This is a genomic window from Mycobacterium sp. SMC-13, from assembly GCF_045311035.1.
Lineage (GTDB): Bacteria > Actinomycetota > Actinomycetes > Mycobacteriales > Mycobacteriaceae > Mycobacterium.
The window spans coordinates 1-25,369 of sequence record NZ_JBJIAI010000029.1; the positions used below are offsets into that span (position 1 = coordinate 1).

At 68.6% G+C, this 25,369-nt stretch carries 22 protein-coding genes and 1 pseudogene; 6 read left to right on the forward strand and 17 right to left on the reverse strand.

All coding sequences use genetic code 11. From position 1 onward, the window contains the following. Positions 1–111 precede the first annotated feature (111 nt). Positions 112–1,341: a septum formation family protein gene (locus ACJH6I_RS27780; protein ID WP_406784920.1), complete on the reverse strand. Its 1,230-nt coding sequence runs from the start codon at positions 1,339–1,341 to the stop codon at positions 112–114. 89 nt (positions 1,342–1,430) lie between these two features. After that, positions 1,431–3,590, reverse strand: a complete 2,160-nt coding sequence (locus ACJH6I_RS27785; protein ID WP_406784921.1) for an acyl-CoA dehydrogenase — start codon at positions 3,588–3,590, stop codon at positions 1,431–1,433. Between the two features lie 144 nt (positions 3,591–3,734). Here ACJH6I_RS27785 and ACJH6I_RS27790 point away from each other — a divergent pair, with 144 nt between their 5' ends. Together ACJH6I_RS27790 and ACJH6I_RS27795 are read left to right on the forward strand one after the other, a co-directional pair. Next, positions 3,735–4,958 (forward strand): alpha/beta hydrolase fold domain-containing protein, encoded by a 1,224-nt coding sequence (locus ACJH6I_RS27790; protein WP_406784922.1) that lies wholly within the window; start codon positions 3,735–3,737, stop codon positions 4,956–4,958. A gap of 47 nt (positions 4,959–5,005) precedes the next feature. Beyond that, positions 5,006–6,424 carry a wax ester/triacylglycerol synthase family O-acyltransferase gene (locus ACJH6I_RS27795; RefSeq protein WP_212807955.1) on the forward strand — a complete coding sequence of 473 codons (1,419 nt, stop codon included), beginning with the start codon at positions 5,006–5,008 and terminating at the stop codon, positions 6,422–6,424. A gap of 19 nt (positions 6,425–6,443) precedes the next feature. Here the strand turns inward: ACJH6I_RS27795 and ACJH6I_RS27800 are convergent, their stop codons facing one another. The 4 genes from ACJH6I_RS27800 to ACJH6I_RS27815 all read right to left on the reverse strand — a co-directional run bounded on the left by ACJH6I_RS27800 (position 6,444) and on the right by ACJH6I_RS27815 (position 10,644). Then, the gene (locus ACJH6I_RS27800; protein WP_212807956.1) at positions 6,444–6,809 is read right to left on the reverse strand and encodes a hypothetical protein; all 366 of its coding nucleotides are present in this window, start codon (positions 6,807–6,809) and stop codon (positions 6,444–6,446) included. A gap of 234 nt (positions 6,810–7,043) precedes the next feature. Beyond that, complete coding sequence (locus tag ACJH6I_RS27805) at positions 7,044–8,276, reverse strand: alpha/beta hydrolase (protein ID WP_212807957.1); 1,233 nt, start codon at positions 8,274–8,276, stop codon at positions 7,044–7,046. Then, positions 8,266–9,837, reverse strand: coding sequence for an acyl-CoA ligase FadD12 (gene fadD12, locus ACJH6I_RS27810; RefSeq protein WP_244872893.1), 1,572 nt, complete (start codon positions 9,835–9,837; stop codon positions 8,266–8,268). Before fadD12 ends, ACJH6I_RS27805 begins: the two co-directional genes overlap by 11 nt. Before the next feature lie 54 nt (positions 9,838–9,891). Further along, positions 9,892–10,644, reverse strand: a complete 753-nt coding sequence (locus tag ACJH6I_RS27815) for a lysophospholipid acyltransferase family protein (RefSeq protein ID WP_244872892.1) — start codon at positions 10,642–10,644, stop codon at positions 9,892–9,894. A gap of 147 nt (positions 10,645–10,791) precedes the next feature. On the opposite strand from ACJH6I_RS27815, the gene ACJH6I_RS27820 reads away from it, so the two are divergent. Beyond that, positions 10,792–11,577 (forward strand): crotonase/enoyl-CoA hydratase family protein, encoded by a 786-nt coding sequence (locus ACJH6I_RS27820; protein ID WP_212814458.1) that lies wholly within the window; start codon positions 10,792–10,794, stop codon positions 11,575–11,577. Positions 11,578–11,607: 30 nt separating this feature from the next. Here ACJH6I_RS27820 and ACJH6I_RS27825 read toward each other — a convergent pair whose 3' ends face one another. The 4 genes and pseudogenes from ACJH6I_RS27825 to ACJH6I_RS27840 form a co-directional block, all read right to left on the reverse strand. Continuing rightward, positions 11,608–12,075, reverse strand: a complete 468-nt coding sequence (locus tag ACJH6I_RS27825; RefSeq protein ID WP_318984790.1) for a hypothetical protein — start codon at positions 12,073–12,075, stop codon at positions 11,608–11,610. Positions 12,076–12,117: 42 nt separating this feature from the next. Further along, the gene (locus ACJH6I_RS27830; RefSeq protein ID WP_406784923.1) at positions 12,118–12,603 is read right to left on the reverse strand and encodes a hypothetical protein; all 486 of its coding nucleotides are present in this window, start codon (positions 12,601–12,603) and stop codon (positions 12,118–12,120) included. Between the two features lie 89 nt (positions 12,604–12,692). After that, positions 12,693–13,502 carry an acyl-CoA dehydrogenase family protein gene (locus ACJH6I_RS27835; protein ID WP_406784933.1) on the reverse strand — a complete coding sequence of 270 codons (810 nt, stop codon included), beginning with the start codon at positions 13,500–13,502 and terminating at the stop codon, positions 12,693–12,695. A gap of 204 nt (positions 13,503–13,706) precedes the next feature. Then, a pseudogene (locus ACJH6I_RS27840) lies at positions 13,707–14,825 on the reverse strand (acyl-CoA dehydrogenase family protein); the annotation flags it as partial. A 58-nt stretch (positions 14,826–14,883) separates the two neighbouring features. Between ACJH6I_RS27840 and ACJH6I_RS27845 the strand changes: the two are divergent. Beyond that, entirely contained in the window at positions 14,884–15,411 is a 528-nt protein-coding gene (locus tag ACJH6I_RS27845; protein ID WP_406784924.1) for a dihydrofolate reductase family protein, read from the forward strand. Here the strand turns inward: ACJH6I_RS27845 and ACJH6I_RS27850 are convergent. The 5 genes from ACJH6I_RS27850 to ACJH6I_RS27870 form a co-directional block, all read right to left on the reverse strand. Next, complete coding sequence (locus ACJH6I_RS27850; RefSeq protein WP_406784934.1) at positions 15,408–15,983, reverse strand: TetR/AcrR family transcriptional regulator; 576 nt, start codon at positions 15,981–15,983, stop codon at positions 15,408–15,410. The genes ACJH6I_RS27845 and ACJH6I_RS27850 overlap by 4 nt on opposite strands. Before the next feature lie 56 nt (positions 15,984–16,039). Further along, positions 16,040–16,174 carry a hypothetical protein gene (locus tag ACJH6I_RS27855; protein WP_267320492.1) on the reverse strand — a complete coding sequence of 45 codons (135 nt, stop codon included), beginning with the start codon at positions 16,172–16,174 and terminating at the stop codon, positions 16,040–16,042. Between the two features lie 440 nt (positions 16,175–16,614). Continuing rightward, positions 16,615–16,836, reverse strand: a complete 222-nt coding sequence (locus ACJH6I_RS27860) for a hypothetical protein (RefSeq protein ID WP_073694599.1) — start codon at positions 16,834–16,836, stop codon at positions 16,615–16,617. Between the two features lie 175 nt (positions 16,837–17,011). After that, a complete protein-coding gene (locus tag ACJH6I_RS27865) occupies positions 17,012–18,484 on the reverse strand; it encodes an aldehyde dehydrogenase (RefSeq protein ID WP_406784925.1) in 1,473 nt (490 codons plus the stop codon). Positions 18,485–18,539: 55 nt separating this feature from the next. Further along, complete coding sequence (locus ACJH6I_RS27870) at positions 18,540–19,298, reverse strand: class I SAM-dependent methyltransferase (RefSeq protein ID WP_406784935.1); 759 nt, start codon at positions 19,296–19,298, stop codon at positions 18,540–18,542. Positions 19,299–19,355: 57 nt separating this feature from the next. Here ACJH6I_RS27870 and ACJH6I_RS27875 point away from each other — a divergent pair, with 57 nt between their 5' ends. Together ACJH6I_RS27875 and ACJH6I_RS27880 are read left to right on the forward strand one after the other, a co-directional pair. Further along, entirely contained in the window at positions 19,356–20,543 is a 1,188-nt protein-coding gene (locus tag ACJH6I_RS27875) for a glycosyltransferase family 4 protein (protein WP_318984787.1), read from the forward strand. A 316-nt stretch (positions 20,544–20,859) separates the two neighbouring features. Further along, positions 20,860–22,329 (forward strand): sugar transferase, encoded by a 1,470-nt coding sequence (locus tag ACJH6I_RS27880; RefSeq protein ID WP_406784926.1) that lies wholly within the window; start codon positions 20,860–20,862, stop codon positions 22,327–22,329. On the opposite strand, the gene ACJH6I_RS27885 is transcribed toward ACJH6I_RS27880, so the two are convergent. Then, the gene (locus ACJH6I_RS27885) at positions 22,295–23,950 is read right to left on the reverse strand and encodes a hypothetical protein (protein ID WP_209841330.1); all 1,656 of its coding nucleotides are present in this window, start codon (positions 23,948–23,950) and stop codon (positions 22,295–22,297) included. The two genes, ACJH6I_RS27880 and ACJH6I_RS27885, sit on opposite strands and share 35 nt — an antisense overlap. A gap of 17 nt (positions 23,951–23,967) precedes the next feature. After that, on the reverse strand, positions 23,968–25,164 hold the full coding sequence (locus tag ACJH6I_RS27890) for a DUF3068 domain-containing protein (RefSeq protein WP_064861093.1): 1,197 nt from the start codon (positions 25,162–25,164) through the stop codon (positions 23,968–23,970). Between the last annotated feature and the right edge of the window lie 205 nt (positions 25,165–25,369).

A 25,369-nucleotide genomic window follows, 5' to 3' on the forward strand; every position in this document is an offset into this window, starting at 1 on the left:
CGAATGCGGATACCCACTGGGCACGACAACCTCCCAAATCAATGGATGTTGTCTTGACCGTATGAATCTGCCGGGGATTTCTCGCCATCAAGTTCACGTTCGGCGCGCGCCTTACAGCGGCGGCGGCGCCCAGGGCAGGGTGATCGGGGCCAGACCCGGGATCTCGAGCACGTGCGACGGCGGTGCCGGCTCGGCGGGAGCTGCCGGCTCGGCCGGGGCCAGCGGCGGATGCGCCGGGTTGTCGACGGGCGAGGCCGGCGGCGCCGGCGGCACGGTCGTGTCGGTGACCGCCGGACTCGGTGCCTCGGCGGTATGGGTCACCGCCGACGAGGACGACGACGAGGACGACGACGAAGACGACGACGGCGCCACCGCTTCGGCACTCGGCGCGACCGCCGGAGCCGCGGCGGTGGTCGGGGTGTTGCTCGTCGGGGCGACGGTCGTGGCGGTGGTGACGGGCGCCTGTGCCACCGGGTGCGGGGCCACCGGAGCCGGTACCGCCGTCGCGCCGCCGGGGGCCTTGATGCTGCCGGTCATCGGCGCGGGTGTCCGCGGTGCCAGCGTGCAGAGCACCTGGTGGCTGCCGGCGGACCAGCTGGCCGGTCCGATGGGCCGGTGGTTGACGGTCAATGCGCTGGCGGACAAGGTCTTTGGTGCCAGATATGCGGCGGCCATCGTGAGGCAGGCGGGCCGCAGTACATCCTCCTGGTCGGCGTCCGAGGGCGGCGGGCCGTCGTGGAAGTGCGCGCCGAGATCGATGGGCCCGACGACCTCGACCGAGTGCGGCTCGGCGCAGTCCACGGGTACGAGGCCCGTCTGACCGCCCTTCATGTCGGCGCCCAGGCAGGTGCCCGGCGGCCACACCCGGGACTGGTCCTGCTCGGCGACCAGCCCGCGGAACGGCAGCTGCTCGCCATTCGGGCCGGGCAGCTGCAATCCGCACAAGGAGATGTGTGATCCGGAACCCTCGGCACCCACCGAGCGCAGCAGGCCGTACGCGAACCGGCCGTTGGGGTCGTAGCGCGGTCCGAGGTACCGGCGGCCCGACACGGCGCAGGATTCCTGGTCGCCGTCGCCCTGGACCGAGTTGACGACCTCGAACAGGTGCGGGCTGCTGCACTGGACGAAGGCGGGGCGCTGTGGCGGCTCCGGTTGCCAGGTCAGGCAGCTGCCGGCATGCGCGCTGCGGAAGACGGCGTCGGTATGGTCGGCTTCGGTCGCGCCGCCGGCGGACGGGCCGACAGCGGCCACGGTGACCACGCTGGCGATCAGCTGGGCGCACAGCAAAGCCGCTAGCAAAGCGCGGCGTGGCGCCCAGAACTTGACCGATAGCACACTCATCGGTGCCTAGCGTGACATATTCGGCCGATCTACGCAGCTTGGCGGATCGATCTCCACCGAGTCTCTACCGTCTCGTGACGGGCGGAGGACTACTTGAGCAAAGGGTCGCGGGGCAGTCCGAGAATGCGGTCGGCGATGGTGTTCCGGGTGATCTCCGAGGTACCGCCGGCGATGGTCATGGCGCGGTAGCCCAGGTAGGCCTGGGTGAGTGTGGGAGTTTGCCCGGTCACGGCCGCGGGACCGGCCAGCTTCATGCCCAGCTCCGTCTGCCGCTGGCCCTGTTCCGCGACCACCAGTTTGGTGACATTGCCCTCGGGTCCCGGACCGGTGCCGGCGATCGCTCGGCTGATCCGTCGCAGATTCAGCAGCCGCAGGGTGTGTCCCTCGGCGATCACCGCGCCGGCGCGGTCGCGGAGCCCGGCCGCCTGCTCCGGCGGTGCCGCGTCCAACAGGGCGATCAGGTCGTCCGCACTGAAGCCGGATTGCGCGCCGGAGCCGCCGCCGATCGACAGGCGCTCGTTCCCCAGCGTGGCTCGCGCCACCAGCCAGCCCTTGTTGACGTCACCGATGACGTCGGCGTCCGGGACGAACACCTCGTCGAAGAACACCTCGTTGAAGTGGGCGTTGCCGGTCAGGCCCTTGAGGGGGTTGACGGTCACGCCGGGCGCCTTCATGTCGATCGCCATCATCGTGACGCCGGCGTGCTTGGGGGCATCGGGATCGGTGCGCACCGTGGCCAGACCCCACTGGCAGTACTGGGCCAGGCTGGTCCATACCTTCTGGCCGGTCACCAGCCAGCCGCCGTCGACCTTCTTGGCGCTGGTGCGCACGGCGGCCGCGTCCGAGCCGGCCTCGGGCTCGGAGAACAGCTGGCACCACATGATCTCGCCGCGCAGTACCGGGTACACCCAGCGCTCACGCTGGTCGTCGGTGCCGGCCTGGGCGATGGTCAGCGTCACCCAGCCGGTGATGCCGAGGTCGGGCCGCTCGACGTCGCGGAACTCCTCCTCGATGGCCAGCTGCTCCAGCACGCCCGCGTCCCGGCCCCACGGCTTGGGCCAGTGCGGCACCAGATAGCCGGAATCGACAAGGAAGTCCCGCTGCTCGTCCTCGGGCAGCGACCGCAGCGTGGCGACGGCATCGCGGGCGGCGGTGCGGTATTCGGCCGCTTCCTCGGGGAGGGCGAACGACGCGCCGTGGGCCCGGCCGGTGCGTTGTCCGTCGACCACATCGGCCAGCGGGTCGGCGCCGTCCGCGGTCAGCGCGGACAGCGTGAGGGCACGGCGCAGATACAGGTGTGCGTCGTGTTCCCAGGTGAAGCCGATGCCGCCGTGCAGCTGAATGTTGTTCTCGGCGTTGAAGACCTGGCTGTGGATCGCCTGGGTGGCGGCCACCGCGGCGCCGAACCAGGCGTCGTCCAGATCGTCGGCGCGGGCCGCATCCCACGCTGCGGCGGTGGTGAGTTCGGCCGCCACCAGCATGTTGGCGGCGTGGTGCTTGACGGCCTGGAAGGTGCCGATGGTGCGGCCGAACTGCTCCCGCACCTTGGCGTATTCGACGGCCATTTCCAGTGCCGCCCAACTGATCCCGACGGCCTCGGCAGCGGCCAGGATGCGAAAAGCGGTGTGCGCCTTGGTCGCCGCATCGCGGATGACGGCGATCGCCTCGGCCTGGTCCAGCGTCACCGAGCCGATGCTGCGCGTGGTGTCCGTGCTGTCGAGAGGGCTGACGGTGACGCCGGTGGCCTGCGCGTCGACGACCACCACGTCGTCACCGGCGACCAGGACCAGCAGCGCGGCATCAGGGGCGCCGAGCACCGTCGGGCTCTCGCCGAACACGGTGTGGGCAGTGCTGTGAACGTGGCCCGACAATCCCAGCGCGGCCACGGTGCTGCCATCGGCCATCCCGGGCAGCAGCGCGGCGCGCAGTTCGTCGGTTCCGCACCGGTCGATGACGACGGCGGCGGCGACGGTCGGCAGGAACGGCCCAGGACAGAGGTCGCGGCCTTGCGCCTCGAGTACGACCGCCAGCTCGGGCAGCCCGAACCCGGACCCGCCGAACTCCTCGGGGATGGCCAGGCCCTGCCAGCCCAGATCGGCGGCGGCTGTCCAGAAACCGGCCGGATGCGACGGTCCGCCCTCGAGCGTGGCGCGGGCGGCGGCCCGGCTGCCGAGCCGCCGCAGCAGTCCCGTCGCCGAGTCCGCGAGGTCGTTGTGGTCGTCGGTGATCGCCAGCGCAGAGGCACCCATGGCTCGACTGTAAGCACGACGGTACGGCTTCGAATAGGTCCTGACCAGCTGTGATGCACTTCACAAACGAACAGTCGCCGAACTGTGACCGCGAATGTGCTGTGGCCCCGAAACCCCGTGGTCAGGCCGGTGTACGCTCGCGAAATGACGGCTCGACCGAACAATGATGTTCACAGCCCTTCCTTGGCCACCCGGCTGCGCTGGTTCATGGCTGCCAAGCCCTCCGATCACCTGTTGGCGATGGCCACGGCCGCCGCGTCGCTGCCCGTGATCGGCAAGAGCCTCGAGCCGCTCGGCGGCGCCACTGCGATGACCCTCTGGGGCATGCGGCACGTGCCCAGCTTCTGGGCGTCCACGTCGAAGGCTCTGTTCACTCCCAGCGTTGCCGAGATCCGCCGCGCCGAGCGGGACTGCACCAACGAGGTCGTCCGGGCCGCGCTGACGGGCGTCCTGCCCCCGGCCGAACTCGACATCGAGTGGCCGGCGCCGGAGCGCACGCCGCCGTTCTGGCGGGCACGCGAACACCGGCGCCAGGTGCACCGCACCTCGGTGCGCTACGGCGACAGCCCGTCGCAGCTGCTGGATGTCTGGCGCGCCGACGACCTGCCCGCCGAGCCGGCCCCGGTTCTGATCTACCTGCCCGGCGGGGCCTGGGTGCACGGCAGCCGGCTGCTGCAGGGCTACGCCCTGATGAGCCATCTGGCCCAGCAGGGCTGGGTCTGTCTGTCCATCGACTACCGCGTGGCCCCGAATCACCGTTGGCCGCAACACATCACCGACGTCAAGACCGCGATCGCCTGGGCCCGGGCCAACGTCGACAAGTTCGGCGGCGACCGCAATTTCATCGCGATCTCCGGCGGCTCGGCCGGTGGGCACCTCGCCGCGCTGGCCGGCCTGACCGCCAACGACCCCGAACTGCAGACCGAGCTGCCCGAGGGCGCCGACACCTCGGTCGACGCCGTCGTCGGTATCTACGGCCGATACGACTGGGAGGACCGGTCGACCAAGGAACGCGAGGAATTCGTCGACTTCCTGGAGCGCGTCGTGGTCCGGCGCCGCATCGACAAGCATCCCGAGATCTACCGGCAGGCTTCGCCGATCGCGCGCGTGCACCGCGACGCACCGCCGTTCCTGGTCATTCACGGCAGCGGCGACAGCGTCATTCCGGTGGCGCAGGCGCGGGACTTCGTACACGAGCTGCGCGCGGTGTCCGCTTCGACGGTCAGCTATATCGAATTGCCCGGTGCCGGACACGGTTTCGACATGACGGACGGTGCCCGCACGGGATCGATGGCCACTGCCATAGGGTTGTTCCTCGATGAGGTTCGCCGGAACCAGAACCAGCACTGCGTCGAAGAGGTCGTCTAGACCGATCGACCGGCCGAGGTTCTGACCCGAAGCGCAGGAGAGGTCGAGTGAAACGACTGAGTGGGTGGGACGCGTTCCTGCTGTATTCGGAAACGCCCAACGTGCACATGCACACCCTCAAGATTGCCGTCATCGACCTCGCCGGCCTGGGCGACCGCACGTTCGGCATCGACGAGTTCCGCCGCGTGCTCCGCGAACGCCTGCACAAGCTGGAGCCTTTCGGCTATCAACTCGTCGACATCCCGTTCAAGTTCCACCACCCCATGTGGCGGGAGCATGCCGAGGTCGACCTCGAGTATCACGTCCGGCCGTGGCGGGTGGCCGCCCCCGGTGGCCGCCGTGAACTCGACGAGGCGATCGGCGAAATCGCCAGTACCCCACTGGATCGCAGCCGTCCGCTGTGGGAGATGTACCTCGTCGAAGGCCTGGCCAACGGGCGGGTCGCCGTGGTCGGCAAGATCCATCACGCATTGGCCGACGGGGTGGCCTCGGCCAACCTGCTGGCGCTCGGCATGGACATCACCGAGGGTCCGCAGCGGGACAACGATCTGTACGTGACGGATCCGGCACCGTCGCGCGGCCAGCTCGTCCGGTCCGCGTTCGCGGATCACCTCCGGCAGATCGCGCGGTTCCCCGGCGTCGTGAAGTACACCGCCGACGGCATGGCGCGGGTACGCAAGAGCAGCCGCAAGCTGTCGCCCGAACTGACCCGGCCGTTCACGCCGCCCCCGAGCTTCATGAACCACGTCATCACACCCCAACGGCGTTTCGCCACAGCGACTTTGGCGCTCGCGGACGTCAAGGAGACCAGCAAGAAGCTCGGTGTCACCATCAACGACCTGGTGCTGGCGATGTCGTCGGGGGCGCTGCGCGAGCTGCTGCTGAAATACGACGGCAAGGCCGACCACGCGCTGCTGGCGTCGGTGCCGATGAGCTACGATTTTTCACCGGATCGTATCTCCGGCAACCGATTCAGTGGTGTGCTGATCGCGTTGCCCGTCGACGTCGACGATGCCGCGCAGCGCGTCCAGCAGGCCCGCGAGGCCGCCTTGCTGGCCAAGGAGAGTCATCAGCTGGTCGGCCCGGAGCTGGTCGCCCGGTGGGCGGCCTACATGCCGCCGGCGCCGATGGAATCGATGTTCCGCCGCCTGTCCAACAAGGACGGGCAGAACAAGGTGCTGAACCTCAACATCTCCAACGTGCCGGGGCCCCGCGAACGCGGCAAGGTCGGCGGCGCGACCGTCACCGAGATCTACTCTGTCGGACCGCTCACCGCGGGCAGCGGGCTGAACATCACGGTGTGGAGCTACGTCGACCAGCTCAACATCTCGGTGCTCGCCGACGGTGCCACCACCGACGATCCGCATGAGGTGACGGCCGGCATGGTCGCCGACTTCAAGCAGATCCGCAGGGCCGCAGGGCTTTCCGAGGAGCTGACGGTCGTCGAGACCGCCATGGCGCAGTAGATTTGCGCCCGGTGGTGCGTCAGTCCGCCGGGCGGTTGCGGAATCGTTTGTGGAGCACCTGGCGTGACACGCCCATGATCCGACCGATCTCGGCCCAGGTCCATCCGTTGGCGCGGGCCTGGCGGACGGCCTGCTCGTATTGCGTTTTGGCGCTGACGAGGTCGTCGCGAGCCTGAGCCAGCGCTCGTCGGCTGATGCCGCCGAATACATCCGCGGCTATTGGATCGGGTTCTGCGGGTTCGTCATCAAATGACCAATCGTCGTCGTCATCATCGACGTCAAGGCCATGTGCTTTTCGGAAGGCATCGCCGGCGGCATCGATCTCTTCGCGCGTCGGACGGCGTTGTTGTGGTTCCCACCAGGGCCGCTCGGTTGGGTAGGTCATGGCTGTACCTTCCGGGGTCGATCACTGGGGAAAGTATGTGCCGACGGACCGACACGTTTCGTGTGACCGAGACCGGTGCGACCCGTCTCCAAGTGTGTTCGGGCTGGGAGCCGTCACCTTGGGCTGACAGTGTCAACCCAAGGTGACGATGTCAGCCGTTGGTGACGGATCCAGATCGGACATGTCCATGACAGCGGCGCGGTCACGTACCGCGCCGGCCGGCCGGACCGCCCGCTAGCCGACACTCTCGGAGTCGGCGACCTTCGCCTTCTCCGCCCGCACCCACTCCAGGAACCGCGTGATCGCCTCGGCGGTGTAGCGGCCGTGCGCCGAGCCGAAGACGTCGAATGCGTGCTGCGCGTTGGGGATCTCGGCGTACGCCACCGGCGCCGGTGACTGCTCGCGCAGCGCTGCGACGAAGTCCCGTCCCTCCTGGACGTCGATCAACGTGTCGTTGGTGCCGTGCAGCACGAAGAACGGTGGCGCGTCGGGTCCGATCCGCTTGATGGGCGAAGCGTCGAGGAACACCTGCGAGTCGTTGGCGTACCGCTTCTTGATGATCAGCTGCTCGAGGGCACGCATCATCTCGGCGCGGCCGGGGCCTTCGAAGCCGAACCAGTCGTACCGGCCGTACACCGGGACTGCGGCCACCACCGAGGTGTCGGCATCTTCGAAACCGGGCTGCCACTGGGGATCTCCGGGAGTCAGGGCTGCGAGCGAGGACAGGTGACCGCCCGCCGAGCCGCCACTGATCGCGACGAAATCCGGATCGCCGCCGTACTCGGCGATGTGCTCCTTGACCCAGGCCAGGGCCTGCTTCACGTCGATGATGTGCGCCGGCCACTGATGTTTCGGGCTGACGCGGTAGCCGATGGACACGCAGATCCAGCCGCGGTCGGCCAGGGCGCCCATCAGTGGGTACGCCTGCGGCCGGCGATCGCCGAGCATCCAGCCACCACCCGGAACCTGAAGCAGCACAGGGGCTTTACCGTCACGCGGCAGGTCCGGGCGGCGCCAGATGTCGGCCAGGTTGGCGCGGTGCGGGCCGTACTTGACGGTGTCCTTGTTGTACTTGCGGCGCGACAGCATGGTGCGCCCGATGCCGGGCAGGCGCGGGACGCCGGGATCGGCCGGGTTGCGCGGACCGATCACGTCATCCAGCGGCTCCTCGAACGCGGGCCGCGAGCTCCGGCTGCGGGTGAGGATGTAACCCAGGATGGCCCAGGTGATCGCGTTGATGGCCAACGCGATTCGGCCGCTGGTGCCCGAGAAGGCGCCATGCCGGCCCCGGCGGATCGCGGACAGTATTGAGGAACTGAGCACGAAGCCGGCTGCTTCACTGGACGGCCAGCCGTACGCGAACGCGACGATGCCGGGGTTCCCGGACCGGGCCAGCGGGCTGGCCGCGTTGGTGGCGTTGACGAGACCGAGGACAGCCCGTAGCAGGGTCACCGTTTTACGCGCCATCGGCCAGCGCCTTCAGCTCGCGGCGGTCGATCTTGCCGGTACTGTTGCGCGGCAGCTCCGTGAGCACCGTGATCGACCGTGGCACTTTGTAATTGGCGAGGTTGTCGCGCACGTGCTGCTTGAGGACGTCCTCGGTGGCCGTTGCCCCGTCGGCCAGCACGACGAACGCGGCCAGGCGCTGGCCGTACTGCTCGTCGTCGACGCCCAGTACCGTGGCCTCGGCGACGTCCGGGTGGGTGGACAGCGTCTTCTCCACCTCGATGGGGTAGACGTTCTCGCCGCCCGACACGATCATCTCGTCGTCGCGGCCCACCACGAACAGGCGGCCCGCGGCATCGAGATAGCCGACGTCACCCGAGGACATGTAGTCCTGGTGGAAATCCTTTGTGGCGCCGGAGGTATAGCCGTCGAACTGGGTCGAGTTGCGCACGTAGATGGTGCCCACCTCGCCTGTCGGCAACTCGTTGAAGTCGGCGTCCAGGATCTTGATCTCGGTGCCCTCGGCCGGGCGGCCGGCGGTGTCGGGGGCGGCGCGCAGGTCGGCCGGCGTCGCGGTGGCGATCATGCCGGCCTCGGTGGCGTTGTAGTTGTTGTAGATGACGTCACCGAACTGGTCCATGAACGAGGTGACGACGTCGGGGCGCATCCGTGAGCCGGAGGCCGCGGCGAACCGCAGCGAGCGGCCGCTGTAGCGGTTGCGGATGTGGTCGGGCAGTTCCATGATGCGGTCGAACATCACTGGGACGACGCACAATCCGGTTGCCTGGTACTTGTCGACCAACGCCAGCGTGGCCTGTGGGTCGAACTTGCGGCGCGTGACGACGGTGCAGGCCATCGATGCCGCGAAAACCAGTTGCGAGAAGCCCCAGGCGTGGAACATCGGTGCGACGACGACGGTCGTCTCCTCCGTGCGCCACGGCGTCCGATCCAGGATGGCCTTCAGTGCGTCCAGCCCACCGCCGGAATGCTTGGCGCCCTTGGGAGTTCCGGTGGTTCCGGAGGTCAGCAGGATCACCCGGCTCTTCTCGCCGGTGCGTCGCGGCTGCAGCCCCAGGTGGTCGATGATGAGCGACTCGACGGTCAGCGGGTGGTCGTCGGTATCGGTCCACGCCACGATTCGCGTGGTGCCGGTCCGGCCCTCGAGCGCACGATCGACCGTCGCCGTGAACTCTTCGTCGTAGATGATGACGTCGACGTTCTCGCGGGCCACGACCTCGGCCATCGCCGGGCCGGCGAAGGAAGTGTTGAGCAGCAACACATCTGCGCCGATGCGGTTGGCCGCGATCAGGGAGTCGACGAAGCCGCGGTGGTTGCGTGCCATGATGCCCACGACCTTGGCCGAGGGCAGCGTCTGCAGGGCGGCGGCGAAGGCGTCGCCGCGCTTGTCGAGCTCACTGAAGGTCAGCGTGCCCAGCTCGTCGATGAGGCCGGGGCGGTTCCCGCAGCGTTGCGCGGAACTCGCGAAACCCGAAGTGACGCTCATGTTTTCGCGCGCCATGGCACCGGCGATCCGCACGTACTTGTCCGGGCGGAGCGGGGCGATGACACCGGCCCGCACCATGGTGTTGACCAGGCCCGCTGTCGCGGTCAGCTTGTCGGTGATTCCCACGGCCGGTCAGCCTATTACCGGGAAGCGGCGCTCTTCGGCGAGTTCGTCGAGAGCGTCCTGCATGACCTTGCGGACGTGCGCGTCGACGGCATCGACGTCGGGCTCATCGCCGGAGGCGAAGGCGATCGCCGTGGGATCGACGGGCGGCAGCACCTGCATGACGATCTTCGACGGAAGCGGCAGGTTCAGCGGCAGCACGGCGGACAGCCCGAACGGCAGCCCGATGGACAGCGGCACCACCTTGGCGCGCGCGGCGCGGGCGATGGGACCGAGCGCCTTGGCGATCTTCTCGCCGCGGGTCAGGAACAGCTGGGTCTCCTGGCCGCCGATGCCGACCATCGGCACGATCGGGACGCCGGCGTTGATCGCGGCCTTCACGTAACCCTTGCGGCCGTCGAAGTCGATCTTGTTGGCGTCGGTCGACGGCCGGTAGACGTCGTAGTCCCCGCCGGGGAACACGACGACGAGGCCGCCGGAGCGCAGTGCCTCGTCGGCGTTCTCGTGGCTCGCCAGGATGTAGCCGGTCTTCTTGAAGAAGTCCGCGGTCGGGCCGACCATCAGCATGGCGTGGCTGAGAGTGTAGACGGGGCGGTCGTAGCCGTATTTCTCGTAGAAGTGCGACGAGAAGATCGGCACGTCCATGGGCAGCATGCCGCCCGAGTGGTTGCTCACCACCAGTGCGCCGCCGAGGGGAATGTTCTCCAATCCGCGGACCTCGGATCGGTGATAGACCTTCAGCAGCGGTCGGAGAATCCCCATGACCTTCTCGGTCAGCTCCGGGTCGAATTTGGTGATTTCGGGCAGCTTGGCCACGGTTTCTCCTCTGACTGCGGCAAAAACTAGAACATGTTCTAATTTTCGATTATTCACTGGTTGACCGCCGGACGCCAATCCCCTGTGGCTAGCATCACCGTCGTGACCGAAGAAGCCACCAGCGAAGATGCTGTCCTCGTCGAACAGCGCGACCGCATACTGATCATCACCATCAATCGGCCCCAGGCCAAGAACGCTGTCAACTCAGCGGTCAGCAAGGGCCTGGCCGCCGCCGCGGACCGCCTCGACGAAGACCCGGGACTGTCCGTCGCGGTGCTGACGGGAGCCGGCGGCTCGTTCTGTGCGGGCATGGATCTGAAGGCCTTCGCCAAAGGCGAGAACATCCTCTCGGATCGCGGCCTCGGCTTCACCCAGCGTCCGCCGGCCAAGCCGCTGATCGCTGCTGTCGAGGGCTACGCCCTGGCGGGTGGCACCGAGCTGGCGCTGTCGGCCGACCTGATCGTCGCGTCCAACGCGGCGGCCTTCGGCATCCCCGAGGTCAAGCGCGGCCTGGTCGCCGGCGCCGGCGGGTTGCTGCGGCTGCCGCAGCGCATCCCGTACGCCATCGCGATGGAACTCGCCCTCACCGGTGACAACCTGACCGCGACGCGGGCGCACGAACTGGGCCTGGTCAACGAGCTGACCGAGCCCGGTGGCGCACTCGATGCCGCGCTCGCGCTGGCTGAGCGGATCACCGCGAACGGGCCGCTCGCGGTCGCCGCGACCAAGCGCATCATCGTCGAGTCGTCCGACTGGTCCGACGCCGAGAAGTGGGAGAAGCAGGGCGCCATTCTGGGGCCGGTCTTCATGTCGAAGGATGCGCGCGAGGGCGCGGTGGCCTTCGCCGAAAAGCGCGCGCCGCAGTGGACCGGTAGCTGAGGCTGCCGACCATCGGCTCAGCCGATGCTGCTACCTCGGTTTCTTTTCCGGCTGCTGCACGGGGCACTGCTGCTCAACCCAGTTGTTGAGCGTGCGGCTGAACTGGCTGCGGTCGGGATCGCTGCTGTGCAGGCCGTTGGTCTTGACGAAATGCGTCACGGCGGCCTGCACATCGGCCGGCGGGTGGAAACCGTTGATGGTGTCCCCGGCTGCCTTCGAGTCCTCGGGGGACGCGCCGGACATCAGGTTCACCACCGCGCCGGTGAGTTGCAGGCACGTCCCGCCGTCGAGCTGACGGCTGGTGGGTGACGGCGGCGCTTCCGCCGCGGGCGTGCTCGGGGCGGCCGAGGAACTCTGCGCCGGAGCGCTCGACGTCGAGGAGGTCGGCTGCGCCGGCTGCTTGTCACCCGAACATCCGGCCAGCAGCAGGGCGGCTGCCAGCACGGCGGTCTGACCGCCGATGAGTCGCCGCGACGTCATGTTCTCCCGGTAGCGCATGTGTTTGTTCTACCGGGAGACGGCTGTCGTCGGCCAGTGGGGTCAGACCGAGGCGACGAAGTCGCTGCTGTAGAACTCGGCCGGGCTCTGCGAATGCGGCTGGGGCAGATCGACCGCGACCCAGACGCCGGTGGTGCCGGGGGCGACGGGCAGCTGGACGGTGGCGCTGCCGTTGCCCCAGCCGTCGGTGCTCAGCGGGGCGGTGCCGATGCTCGGGTCGCCCGGCAGGCAGCCGAGGGTGGCATGCGGTGCCGGGATCACGCGGACCGTGTACTGCGCGTTGCGCGCGCCGTCGAGCATCTCGATGTGGGCGGTGGCGGTGCGCCCATCGGAGGTGATCTCCGCCGTCGGGACTGCCGGGAAGCGGAACTTCATGTAGTTGATCGGCTGCCGATCGCAGGTGTAGGCCCGCGACATCAGGGTCTGACGGGCCGTGCCGGCGGCCTGGGCGGGCGCCGCGACGACGGTCGCGGCGGGCAGGGCGGCACAGACGGCCAACGCGGCGAAAGCGCCACTCTTCTTGGACATGTGTCGAGTTTTTACCGAGACCGCCGGTAGCGCAGTGGTGGCCGTCACAAGCGGACGGAACGCACTTTCCGCGCGGATATTGACTTAGGTCACAACGGGTTTCCGGTGCGGCCCACCGTCACATCCCAGGCGTCCGTCGTCGCCGTGCGGTCGGCCAGTCTCCGGGCGTGCCGACCGGTGCTACCGAACTCATCGGCCCAACTGCGAGCGCGCAGGGTGGCGCGCCACAGCGGATGTTCCGCCGTGGTGCCGATGGCGCCGTGCAGCTGATGGGCGATGGTCGTCACCGGGGCGACGGCCCGGCCGACGGCGACCTTGGCCACCGTGGTGGCGTAGGCGGTGCGGTCGTCGCCGAAGCCGTACCGAGCGGCGGCGGTGATCGCCAGAACGGTTGCCGCTCTGGCGCGCTCGATCTCCCCGAGCATCGTGGCCAGCGAGTGTTGCACGGCCTGGAACGCCGCGAGCGGGCGGCCGAACTGTATGCGCGTCTCGGTATGCGCGACGGTCAGTTGTGCGGCCGCATCGAAGGCGCCGACGATCTGCACGCAGCGACACCAGGCGCCGCGGATGGTCAGCTCGTCGGCGACCGCGAGTGGAAGCTGGACGACATCGGCTGCCGCGGTGTCGAATTCGACGATGGCGCGGAGCTCGCCGGCGAGATTGTGTCCGTCGTCGACGAGTGTCGGTGCGTCGCGCAGCGCGACGTACAGGGCGTCGGCACCTCGGGTGGCCACCACGACGGGCCCGCATTGTGGCCAGGTGGCGACGCCGTCCACCGCCAGTGTGAGCGGCCCCGATTCCGGTATCGGCAGTCCGGCTTCGGCGGCCAACCATGTTGCCAGCACGTCGGTTTCGGCGATCGGTACCGCGGCCCCGTGGCGGGCCAGAGCGCCCAGCACTACGGCCGTGGCGGCGGGCCCGGCGTCGGCGTCACTGCTCAGCCGGGTCAGCCCTGAACCCTCGGCGGTGCGCCACAACGCGTCGTCGAACGTCAGCGGCAATGCCCGCGCGGGCGCGGCCGTCCGGCCGATCTGCTCGGCCAGTTCGCGCAATTCCGCATACTCGTCCGAATGCTGTTCGGCAGCAACCTGTTTGGTCCAGTTCTTGGCGACGATGCCGCGCAGGACCTCATTCGTGCCGCCGCGCAGCGTGAACAGCGGTGCGTGCACGCGGGCGGTGTCCAGCATCGTCTGCAGCCGCCGGCGGTCGGGGCCCTCGTACTGGTCCAGCAGCTCCGCGGCGATCTCGACGGAATCCTGTTCGAAGCGGGTGCCGAGGTCCTTCACCAGTGCGGCGGACACCGCGGCGTCCTGGCCGGCCGTCAGCGCCCTGGCGACCGATATCGAGAGTTGGCGCACCGAGATCATCCGTGCCATCAGGTCGCCGACGTCGGCGCGGGGTTCGTCCCGTAGTGCCTCGACGAGGGCGAAAAGCAGTGTGGCCGTGGACAGGAAGCGCTCCGGCCCGCTGCGCTCGAAACCCAGTTCGGAGGTCACCTGATGCCAGCCGGCACCGACCGTGCCCAGCAGGTCGGCGTCGGTCAGCGCGACGTCGTCGAACAGCACCTCGTTGAAATGGTGCTCACCGTTCATCTGGACGATGGGCTCGATGGTGACGCCCGGAGCGTCGGTGGGGACGATGAACTGACTGAACCCCGCGTGCCGATGTTTCGGGTCCAGGGGGCTGGTGCGGGCGAGCACCACGATCTGGTGGGCCAGATGCGCACCGCTGGTCCAGACCTTGCTGCCGCTCAGCAGCCAGCCGCCGTCGGTGCGGGTGGCCCTGGTGGTGACGGCGGCCAGGTCGGAACCCGCCTCGTGCTCACTCATGCCGATGGCCGAATACAAAGTGCCGGAAGCTATTCGGGGTAGGAGCCGGCGCCGTTGCTCCTCGCTGCCGTAGCTCAGGAGGGCGGGCGCCACCTGTCGGTCGGCGATCCAGTGCGCGGCCACCGGGGCGCCGTGGGCCAGGAGTTCCTCGGTGACGACGTACCGGTGCATGTGGCTGCGCCCGCGGCCGCCGTACTCGACGGGGATCGTCAGCCCGACGAAGCCGGCCGCCGCCAGCCGCTTGCTGAAGTCGGCGTCCCACTTCGACAGCCAGCAGTCGACACCGGGCTGCCAGCCGAACTGCGCCGCGTCCTCGGCCAGGAACCGGCGCACGTCGTTGCGCAGTTCCGCCAGGTCACCGTCGTCGGCGCGGAGCGCGTCGAAATCGTCCATCGGGCAACAGTAATCATGGCGCCGCAGATTGTCGGTGGGTCACGGCATACTCGGCGAGATGGCGACCATCTACTACACCGCATCCAGCTTGGACGGCTTCATCGTCGATTCCGCGGGCAGCCTGGACTGGCTGCTCTCGCGTGACATCGACGTCGAAGGGCCGTTCGGCTACAAGGCGTTCGAGAAGTCCGTCGGTGCCCTCGTCCTGGGGTCGACGACGTACCAGTGGGTCGTCGAGCACGAGCCGGGCGACTGGCCGTACCCCCAGCCGACGTGGGTGCTCACGTCCCGGCCCGGCATCGTCGTCGACGGCCATCCGGTGCAGGCGGTGAGCGGTGATGTGGCGCAACTGCATCCGACGCTGGTCGAGGCGGCGGGCGACCGCGACGTGTGGATCCTCGGAGGCGGGGACGTTGCGGCGCAGTTCGTGACGGCCGGCCTGGTCGATGAACTGGTGGTGTCGTACGCGCCGTGCTCGCTGGGCGAGGGCGCGCCGGTGCTGCCGGTGCGCTCGGAGTGGCGGCTGGTGGAATCCGCCGTCAACAGGGACTTCGTGTGTGCGCGCTGGGCTCGCGCGGAAGGCTAACTGCCGGCGGTCGGCAGGCCGTTGTTCTTGACGAAAGCCTTTGCCTTGATCAGGAATTCGAGCTGAGTGGCAACATCGTGCAACGGCTCGACGCTGCGTGACGAGCGGCTCAGGATCACGGCGCCCTCGAGCGCGGCCAGGCAGGTGACGGCCAGGGTTGACGCGTCGGTGTCGCTGAAGCCTTCGGCGGCGAAGGCGTGTCCGAGCGCGGTGCGCCACCGGTCGAAGATCTCGGCGGCGATGGGGGTCAGGGTCGGCGCTTCGTCGCCCGACCCGACCGCCGCGGCGACCACCGGACACCCGGCGGTGAAGTCACTGTCGGCGAGGATGCGATCCCAGAACGTGACGAATCCGCGGACGAGGGCGATGCCGCCGTAGGCGGCGGAACCGTCGATATGGGCGGCAATCGCATCGCCGGCGAACTGCAGGGCCTCGATCAGCAGCTGGCTGCGGCCCTCGGGAAAGTGATGGTAGACCGAGCCGCGCGGGGCACCGCTACGGACCAGCACCTCGTCGATGGTCAGGCCCGCGGCGCCGCGTTCACGTAGCACGGCGGCGGCACTGCGCACCATCCGTTCCCGCGTGGCGCCCCGCTTGTTGACCGTCTTGGTGACGGGCTCAGCTGACGTCAATGCGTGACCCGGTTCCGCAGCTGCGTCATCCGATCCTGCACGCCCCGCGCCGCTTCACGCAGCCGCGCGTTGGCACCCAGGACGGTGTGCGTGAAGCGATGGCCCTTCACGTTGACCTCGACGACCCACATGGCGCCCTCCTTGATATGGGTCTCAGCATAAAACGTCGGACACATCGGGCCAAAGAATGTATTCCAGGTCACTAATGGGCGGCCACGGCGGCCAAATGTCGGCAAAATTATGGCTGGCTACATAATTCTGTGATCAGGAGTTCACTCCTGGGAATGACGCCCGAACTCGATGTGCAGACCGTCACCAGGGGTCTTCCGCGGGGGCGTTGTGGCTCCACCTCCGAGCGTGCGCTCAGATCGGGGATCTGGCCTGCAGGACGATCTGTCCGCACATTGGCGAAGATGTACGGCCGCGTTGATCACGAGCGTGCAGCCAGATCGAAGATCGGGCGAGAGGTGCGATCTGAGTGCACCCTCGTGGCGGGCAACGAGACGAGCAGACACAAAACTGCCCCCACTCCGAGGAGTAGGGGCAGTTTTGTTTCTGCTCGCGGAGAAAATTAGCCGGCGTTCTCCAGCGCGACGAGCGCGGCAGCGACGGCGAAGTACTTGTTGGAGCCGAGCTGGCGCACGGTCTTGATGTTGAATGCCGCGGCGAGGTGCTCGGCGTCGGAGTCACTGACCCCGGCCAGCGCGGCGGGCGATGCGTCGAGGATGTCCTTGAGGGACTTGTCCTCATATGCCTTGTCGAGCGACTTCTCGAGATCCACAGAGACAGCCATACGTTTCCTCCCAGATTGTTTGCCAGACCTTCGGACGGGCGTGACGCTATCAGCGTTCGCTGGGTGCCGCCTGGGATAAAACACCGGTGCTGAAAAGCCGAATGGCCACCCGGCCGGGTCCCCCGAGGGGCGAAGGACAAGGCGCGGATGGCCATCCGGACGAAGGCAGTACTGCTTACTCCGGGGTGTAGCCGAACGGCATGAGCACGCTCTTGGCCTGGCAGTAGGCCTCGATGCCCTCGGGGCCGTTCTCGCGGCCGATGCCCGAGTTCTTGTAGCCGCCGAACGGCGCGCCCGGATCGAAGGCGTACATGTTGACGGCGTAGGTGCCGGTGCGAATCTGCGAGGCGATCTTCATGGCCCGCGGGATGTCGGTGGTGTAGACGCTGCCGGCCAGGCCGTAGTCCGAGTCGTTGGCGATCCGGATGGCGTCCTCTTCGGTGTCGAAGGGGATGATCGCCAGCACCGGGCCGAAGATCTCCTCCTGGGCGATGGTCATCGAGTTGTCGACATCGGCGAACACCGTCGGCTGCACGAACCAGCCGGAGTCCAGGCCCTCGGGACGGCCGCCGCCGGTGGCGATGCGGGCGCCTTCCTCGACACCCTTCTTGATGTAGCTCTCGACGCGCTCGCGCTGCTTCTCGCTGATCAGCGGACCGATCATGGCGGCCGGGTTGTCCGGCAGACCGACCTGCATGGCGGCCGCGCCGGCGGCCACCTTCTCGACGACCTCGTCGTACCGCGACCGCGGGGCCAGGATGCGGGTCTGTCCGACGCAGGCCTGGCCGGTGTTCATCAGGCCCGAGAACAGCAGCATCGGGAGGGTGGAGTCCAGGTCGGCGTCTTCGAGGATGATCGCCGCGGACTTGCCGCCGAGTTCCAGGGTGCAGGGCTTGAGCCGCTCGGCGGCGACCTTGCCGATCTCCTTGCCGACGGCCGAGCTGCCGGTGAAGGTGAACTTGTCGATCTCGGGGTTGGCGGTCAGCGCGCGGCCGGTCTCGGGGCCGCCGGGCACGATCGACAGCACGCCCTCGGGCAGGCCGGCGTCGGCGAAGGCCTGCGCCATGGCGAAGACCGACAGCGGCGTCTCGGCGGCGGGCTTGAGGACGACGGTGCAGCCGGCCAGCAGGGCCGGGCCCAGCTTGTTGGCGGCCAGGAAGAACGGCACGTTCCACGCGGCGACGGCGGCGACGACGCCGATGGGCTCACGGGTCACCAGGGTCTGGCCGTAGATGCCATCGCGGATGTCGCTCCACTGGAACTTGTCCGCGGCACCTGCGTAGTAGTTGAACGACGACATGGCCGCGCCGTACTGCATCATGTCGACGATGCTCGGCGGCTGGCCGGTCTCGGCGGAGAGCAGGAACTTCAGCTCGTCGGCGCGCTCGGTCATGATGCGCGACGCCTCGGCGATCACCGCGGCGCGCTCGGCCGGGGACATCTTGGGCCACGGGCCCTCGTCGAACGCCTTGCGTGCGGCGGCGCAGGCGGCATCCACGTCGGCCTTCGAGGCCAGTGGCACCTTGCCGACGAGCTCGCCGGTGGCCGGGGAGTGCACCTCGATGACGTCCGACGTCGCGGGTGCGGTCCACTGACCGCCGATGAACAGCTGATCCCACTCGGTTTTGAATGCCGTGCTCTGTGTCATGGCCGTCACACTACCCAGTTTTCGGCCAAACGAGAACATGTTCCAATTAGGTCATTCAGCTGGGCCGGAGCACCAACACCAGGTTGCTCGTCAAGAACTCCTGTAACACCGGTACAGAAGTCGCACGCCAGGCCCATCGCGGGTGGTAGCGAGGGAATGCGGCGACCAGCGCCCCCGTGCTGCGCGCCCACTCCAGGCCAGCCGCGGCCGATACCGCGAACAACGACGATCCGTAGTCGTTCTTCGGCCGGTGGCCGTGTTTGCGGGTGTACATCTCGGCGGCCCGCCGGCCGCCGAGGTAGTGCGTCAGCCCCATCTCGTGGCCGCCGAAGGGACCCAGCCACACCGTGTACGACAGGATCACCAGCCCGCCCGGCCGGGTCACCCGCAACATCTCCCGGCCCATCAGCCACGGTTCGCGGACATGCTCGGCGACGTTCGACGACAGGCAGACGTCGACGCTGCCGTCGGCGAACGGCAGGGCCATGCCCGAGGCCCGCACGAAGGTGCCGGCGCCGTCGGGTTGGGCGGCCGGGCCGGCATGCATCTCCCGGGGGTCGGGTTCGACACCGATGTATGTCATTCCGGCGCTGGAGAATTCGGTGGCGAAGTAGCCGGGGCCGCCGCCGACGTCGAGCACCGTGGCGCCGTCGGGTGCGGCTCCGTTGAGGTCGCGCCAAAGGCCGTCCACCAGGGCGACGGTGTCCCGGGCGAGGCCGCCGTAGAAGCGGGCCGGGTCACTCTGCTCGAAACGGAACTCGCTGAGCAGGCGGATCGAGCGGGCGAGGGTGGCCCGCTCACGCGTGATGACCAGTCGTTTGGCTGCCCAGCGATTCACTCCGCAACCCTACTGACCGGTACCCTTCATTCGATGCCAGACCACCCCCAGCAACCCGCTGGATCTCCTGACGAGATCCGGTCGGTGCTGCTGCTCTGCTGGCGGGACACCGGCCATCCCCAGGGCGGTGGCAGCGAGACGTATCTGCAGCGCATCGGCGCGCAGCTGGCCGAGTCCGGGGTGCGGGTGACGCTGCGGACGGCGCGCTATCGCGGGGCGTCGCGCACCGAGGTCGTCGACGGCATTCGGATCAGTCGCGGCGGCGGCCGGCTGTCGGTCTACATCTGGGCCGGGCTGGCCATGGTGCTGGCCCGTGTCGGGCTGGGTCCGCTGCGCGGCGTCCGGCCGGATGTGGTGATCGATTCGCAGAACGGCATCCCCTTCCTGGCTCGCTTGGCCTACGGCCGGCGCGCGATGGTGCTGGTGCATCACTGCCACCGCGACCAGTGGCCGGTAGCTGGGCGGTTCATGAGCAAGTTCGGCTGGTTCGTGGAGTCGCGGCTCTCGCCCCGGCTGCACCGCAACAACCAGTACGTGACGGTGTCACTGCCGTCGGCCCGGGACCTGGTGGACCTGGGTGTCGACGCTTCGCGGATCGCCGTCGTCCGCAACGGGGTCGACCTCGCTCCGGCGGCGTCCCTCGCGCTGCCCCGCGCGGCCGAGCCGCGCATCGTGGTGCTGTCGAGACTGGTGCCGCACAAGCAGATCGAGGACGTGCTCGACGCCGTCGCGCTGCTGGCGCCGGTGGTGCCGGGACTGCGCCTGGACGTCGTCGGCGGCGGCTGGTGGGACGAGCGGCTGGTCGCCCACGCTCGCCGGCTCGGTATCAGCTCGGCGGTCACGTTCCACGGCCACGTCGACGAGGCCACCAAACACGAAGTGCTGCAACAGGCTTGGGTCCACGCGCTGCCGTCGCGCAAGGAAGGCTGGGCGCTGGCCGTCATCGAGGCCGCCCAGCACGGTGTGCCGACGGTCGGCTACCGGTCCTCGGGCGGCCTGACCGACTCGATCGTCGATGGGGTGACGGGCCTGCTGGTCGATGACCATCGCGGTCTGGTCACGGCGCTCGAGACTCTGCTGACCGACGCCGTCCTGCGCGACGAGCTGGGTGCCAAGGCGCAGGTGCGGGCGGCTGAATTCTCGTGGCCGCAAAGCGCTTCCGCGATGCGGACCGTTGCCGAAGCGGTCCGGGACGGCAAGTTCGTCAACGGGATCGTCTGACGTCGCATCCGGGCCGCGCAGTACTGCCGCCGGGCGTCCACGCCCACCCCGGAAATTCTGCGTGACGGCCAGCCAAATCTGCCGTTTTGCTGTTGGACACCGCCGGGCCGCATAAACTGACGGCCAAGTCAAATTTAATAGCAATGAGGGCCGCCTGCGGGTTCCGGCTTTCGTGGTGTCCCTCGAATTTTGCGGATCCAGGCAACTGGGCCCGGTGATGCAGTGCGTTCGAACTCCGTTCTCATTCAATGTAATTGGATATACCGCTCCATCGAAGTACCACCGGGTCTGAGGAGTTGAGCATGTGGAGTTGCCGATGACGCTTTCGACGTTCGGGCTCACGCGGCTGGCGAGTTCACGCACGGTCTGGCAGCCGCATTACGCGCGTCGTGTGCTGCTCACCGACGCCGCGACCATCGTCCTCGCGATGCTGTTCGCACAATGGGTCCGATTCGGCGGAGTGGGCTACGGCCCGTCGGCCTCCATGCTCTATACCGGGTACTCGCTGGTGCTGGCCTGCCTGTGGCTGGGCGTGCTGACGCTTCATCACGCCCGATCGGCGTCGATCCTCGGCTGCGGCATCGAGGAATATCGCCGCGTCGTCGCCGCCTCCTTCTGGACGTTCGGGGTCATCGCGATCGTGGCTCTGCTGGCCCGCCTCGAGATCGCGCGTGGCTACCTGGCCCTCGCGTTCCCGTTGGGCACCATCGGACTGCTCATCGGACGCAAGCTGTGGCGGCGGCGGGTGCGGGCGCGCCGACAGGCGGGCGAATGCCTGACATCCGTTCTCGCCATTGGTGATCGGGACGCCATCGCCGTCCTGGCAACCGAACTCATGAACGATCCCGGCGACGGTTATGTAGTGGTAGGGGCCGGCATCCCGGGAGACCCTGGCGCGCGCGGCGACGTCATCAGGGTCGGTGACCGGATGATCCCGATCTTCGGCGACGAGAACGACGCCCTCGGCGCGCTCGGCGACCGCTGCGCCGCCGACACCGTGGCGCTGACCGACGCCGAGCACTTCGGGGTCGCCGGAATCCAGCGGCTCACCTGGCGCCTCGAGGCCTCCGACGTCGACCTGGTGGTGTCGCCCGGCCTGCTCGACGTGGCCGGCGCGCGACTCGCGATGCGGCCGGTGGCCGGCATGCCGCTGCTGCACGTGGAGAAGCCGCAGTACCACGGTGCCAAGAGCTTCCTGAAGAAGGCGTTCGACTTCGGCTTCGCGCTGGCGGCGCTGATCGGGACGGCGCCGCTGCTGGTGCTCGCGGCCATCGCCATCAAGATGACGAGTCGCGGCCCGGTGTTCTACCGGTCGGAGCGCATCGGGCTGGACGGTGAGCCGTTCACGATGATCAAGTTCCGCAGCATGGTGGTCGACGCGGAGGAGCGCCTCGAAGACCTGCTGCCGTCGAACGAGATGGCCGGCGGCGTCATGTTCAAGATGCGCGACGACCCGCGGGTGACGATGGTCGGAAAGGTGTTGCGCCGCTACAGCATCGACGAGCTGCCGCAGTTCATCAACGTGCTCAAGCAGGACATGAGCGTCGTGGGCCCCCGGCCACCGCTGCGCCGGGAGGTCGAGACCTACAACGGCGATATCAGGCGCAAGCTGCTCGTCAAACCGGGTGTGACGGGGTTGTGGCAGATCAGCGGACGGTCCGACCTCACGTGGGACAAGGCTGTGCGCCTTGATCTTTCGTACGTCGACAACTGGTCGATGCTCACCGATGTGGGGATCATCCTGAAGACCATCAGCGTGGTGGCACGCGGCGACGGGGCGTACTGAGGCCCCGCCACCGCTGAACGGCCATCGCGGCGGGGGCGCCGATCAGCATGCCCAGCCACACCACGTGTGCGGCGATGAGCAGCGCGCGTCCCGATGCCGCGGGCGTCGTCCCACCGACGCGGTACAACGCAATGTCGTTGTCCCGATAGGCAATCGGCAGGGACAGCGGGGGAGCCGCGCCCTCCACCACCACCCAGCCGACCCCGGCCGCGGCCAACTGATGCACGTCGGCGCCCCGCAGCAGCAGGTCCTGCACCCGCCGGGCCCGCACGCCTTCACCGGGCACGGTCCGGCCGCCGATCACCAGGTCTCCGGTTGCCAGCACGTCGGCGGAAACCCACCGGGGCAGCGGGTCCAGTACTGCTGAGGGGCCGACCCAGGGGAACTGCCGGATGACGTCGGGCGGCAGCACCGCGACGGGCTTCGGGTCGGAATTGATCTGGGCTGCAACCGAATACCAGCCGGCCGGGTATTGCACCGCCCGCAGCTGGCCGCCGACGCCCCAGGCAAGGTCGGGCAGCGCCGCCAGCACCACCACACAGCAGCCCGCCGCCGCGAAAGCCGTTGGCAGCCAGCGCCGCAGCACCGCCACCGCGGCGGCCCCGGCCAGGGCATAGCCCGGCATCGCCAGCGCCACCCACTTCTGCCCGTCGCGCAGTACACCGGTGCTGGGCACGGTCCGGATCAGCCAGTCGAGGAACGCGGACCCGGCATCGGTCGCCAGCAGCGCGGGCACCACCACGGCGACGACCGCGAGCACCAGCAGCGGCCGCGCCGCGGCGACGGACCATGCCTTCCGGGCACCGCAGGCCACCACGGCCAGCAGCACCACCGTCCCGACCAGCGCCCACAGCGTCGTGCGGGACGCCGGTACCGCAGATGCGTTCCAGATGCCGCCGAGCCCGGCCAGGCTGCCCAGCGTCCCGAGTCCCGGCTCCGCCCGCGCCGCGAACGCCGGCACACCCGCGCTCGCCACCGGCAGTACCGCGCGCGCCACCACCGTCGCCACCAGCCACGGCAGCGCGGCTCCGACGGCGGCAGCCAGCGTCACCCAGACGCCGCGCCAGGTCCGCGAACACACCAGCGCCACCACCAGCGCGAGCAGCAGACCCGTCGGCGTCAGCCCGGCCAGAGCGATCCAGAACACCAGGCTCCAGCGATTTGTGCACGATTGTTCGCGCTCACCGCGGAAAATCGTGCACAAATCACTCGAGAGGGCGACCCAGGGCAGGCAGCCGTACCCGACGAGCAGGCTCCAGTGCCCCTGCAGCAGCCGCTCGGCGACGTAGGGATTCCACACCGCGACGGTGACGGCCACCAGCTGCCCGCCGAGACCGGCGTCCAGAATGGCAGCGGCCAGCTTCGCCGCGCCCCAGCCGGCGAACCATAGCCCCAGGATCAGCAGTGCCTTGACCAGCAACCCGCCGTCGACGACGGGCGAGAGCACGGCCAGGAAGAAGTCCTGCGGCAGAGCCCGGGGCGCGGCCTCGGACAGGCCCAGGGCCGCGTCGGACAGGTAGGACCGCGGCGTCGAGACCGCGTCACGCAGCAGCAGATAACCGGGCGCCAGCAGCGGCGCGGTGACAGCGAGCGTCAGCCCCAGCGCGTACAGCGCCGGCAGGGCACGACGAAAAGCGATCAGATCCGGTCCGGTGGCAGATCGGTCGGCCGCTGGGTGGGCAGCTTCTCGGTCATGGCCTCAGCGGCGGGCATCGGTCCGGAATCGGTGTCGCGCCGGCCGAAGAAGCCATGCCCGGCGGCGTCGAGGCCCGGATCGATCAGCGCGGCCTGCGACCGCAGGCTGTAGCCGGCGAGCAGCACGCCACCGACGAGGAACACCAGGCCCAGGCCACCGAACGTGATGGGCAGGATGCGGTCCCACAGGGCCAGCTTGTCGCGCTCGTCGTGGGCCGCGGCGACCTGCGACTCGACCGTCTGCTCGTTGGAGGTGACGGTGAAGTCGGCGAACGTCACCTCAGGCTTGAGGGCGTCACGCGAGTAGTAGTGGAAGCCGCGGTCCTTCTCTTTGACTATGGTGCCGGAGACCGGGTCCACCCAGAAGGTGCGCGCAGCGGCGTAGTAGCGCTGCATGGTGATCGGGTCGGTCGGCTCGGCCGACGGCACGCCCCACAGTTCGGCGCGCGCGGTCACCGAACCGTCTTCGTCCTTGTCATACAGCGACGAGAACTTGATCGGCTCGACCAGCTTGCCGTCGGCGTCGAAGCCGACGTTCTGGGTGAACTTGTAGACCGAGAGGCCGTTGACGTCTTCTTCGCCCTCGTAGTTGGCGTCGTACGCCTTCTGCGCGATCGGGTCGAACACCTGGTAGGTCTTCTTCTCCGTGCTGAACGGGAAGCGGTAGCTCAGCCCGGTGTGGGGCAGCGCGATGTTGGTCGGCGGGTTCTGGTCCTCGATGGTGCGCGGCTTCTGCACGGAACCGGCCGCACCCGTCACCGCGGCAGCGGTGGTGCGGTTGAGCGTCACGGTGTCGACGAGCGCCAGCAGCAGGCCGTTGTCCTGCTGCTTGTCGGTGCGGCGCACGGTGCTGCCAACCTGCAGCGTCACCACGTCGGCGTTCGCCGGGTTCTCGACGCTGACCTGGCGCTGCAGCACCAGCGGCACGTTCTTGTTGACGACGAACTTCTCGCCCAGCAGCGACGCGGGGTCCAGCGCGGTCCCGGTGCCGTTGCTGACCAGCGTGGTGTCGATGTCGAGCGGAATCTTGGCGATTTTGCCCGACGTATAAGTAGTCAACAGCAGAGCAGCAATCAGCAGGGCGGCGCCGAGCCCCATCAACACGCATGCCGCGATTCGCAACCCCACAGCGCGGTTCAACCCGTGCTCCTTACTTTGTCTGCCAGCCACACAGCAACCCGACTGACCCTAACAGCCCTTACTAAGGCACACCCTCAGAGTGGTCCGCGGGCGTCGGTGAGATTCGCCGCCGAGCCCGGGCACCCGGCACACTGGGGTCGTGGGCGACCAGGGACACGACACCGCGGACAGTGCTGAGGTGAGCGGCACCCGCAGTTTCCTGCCC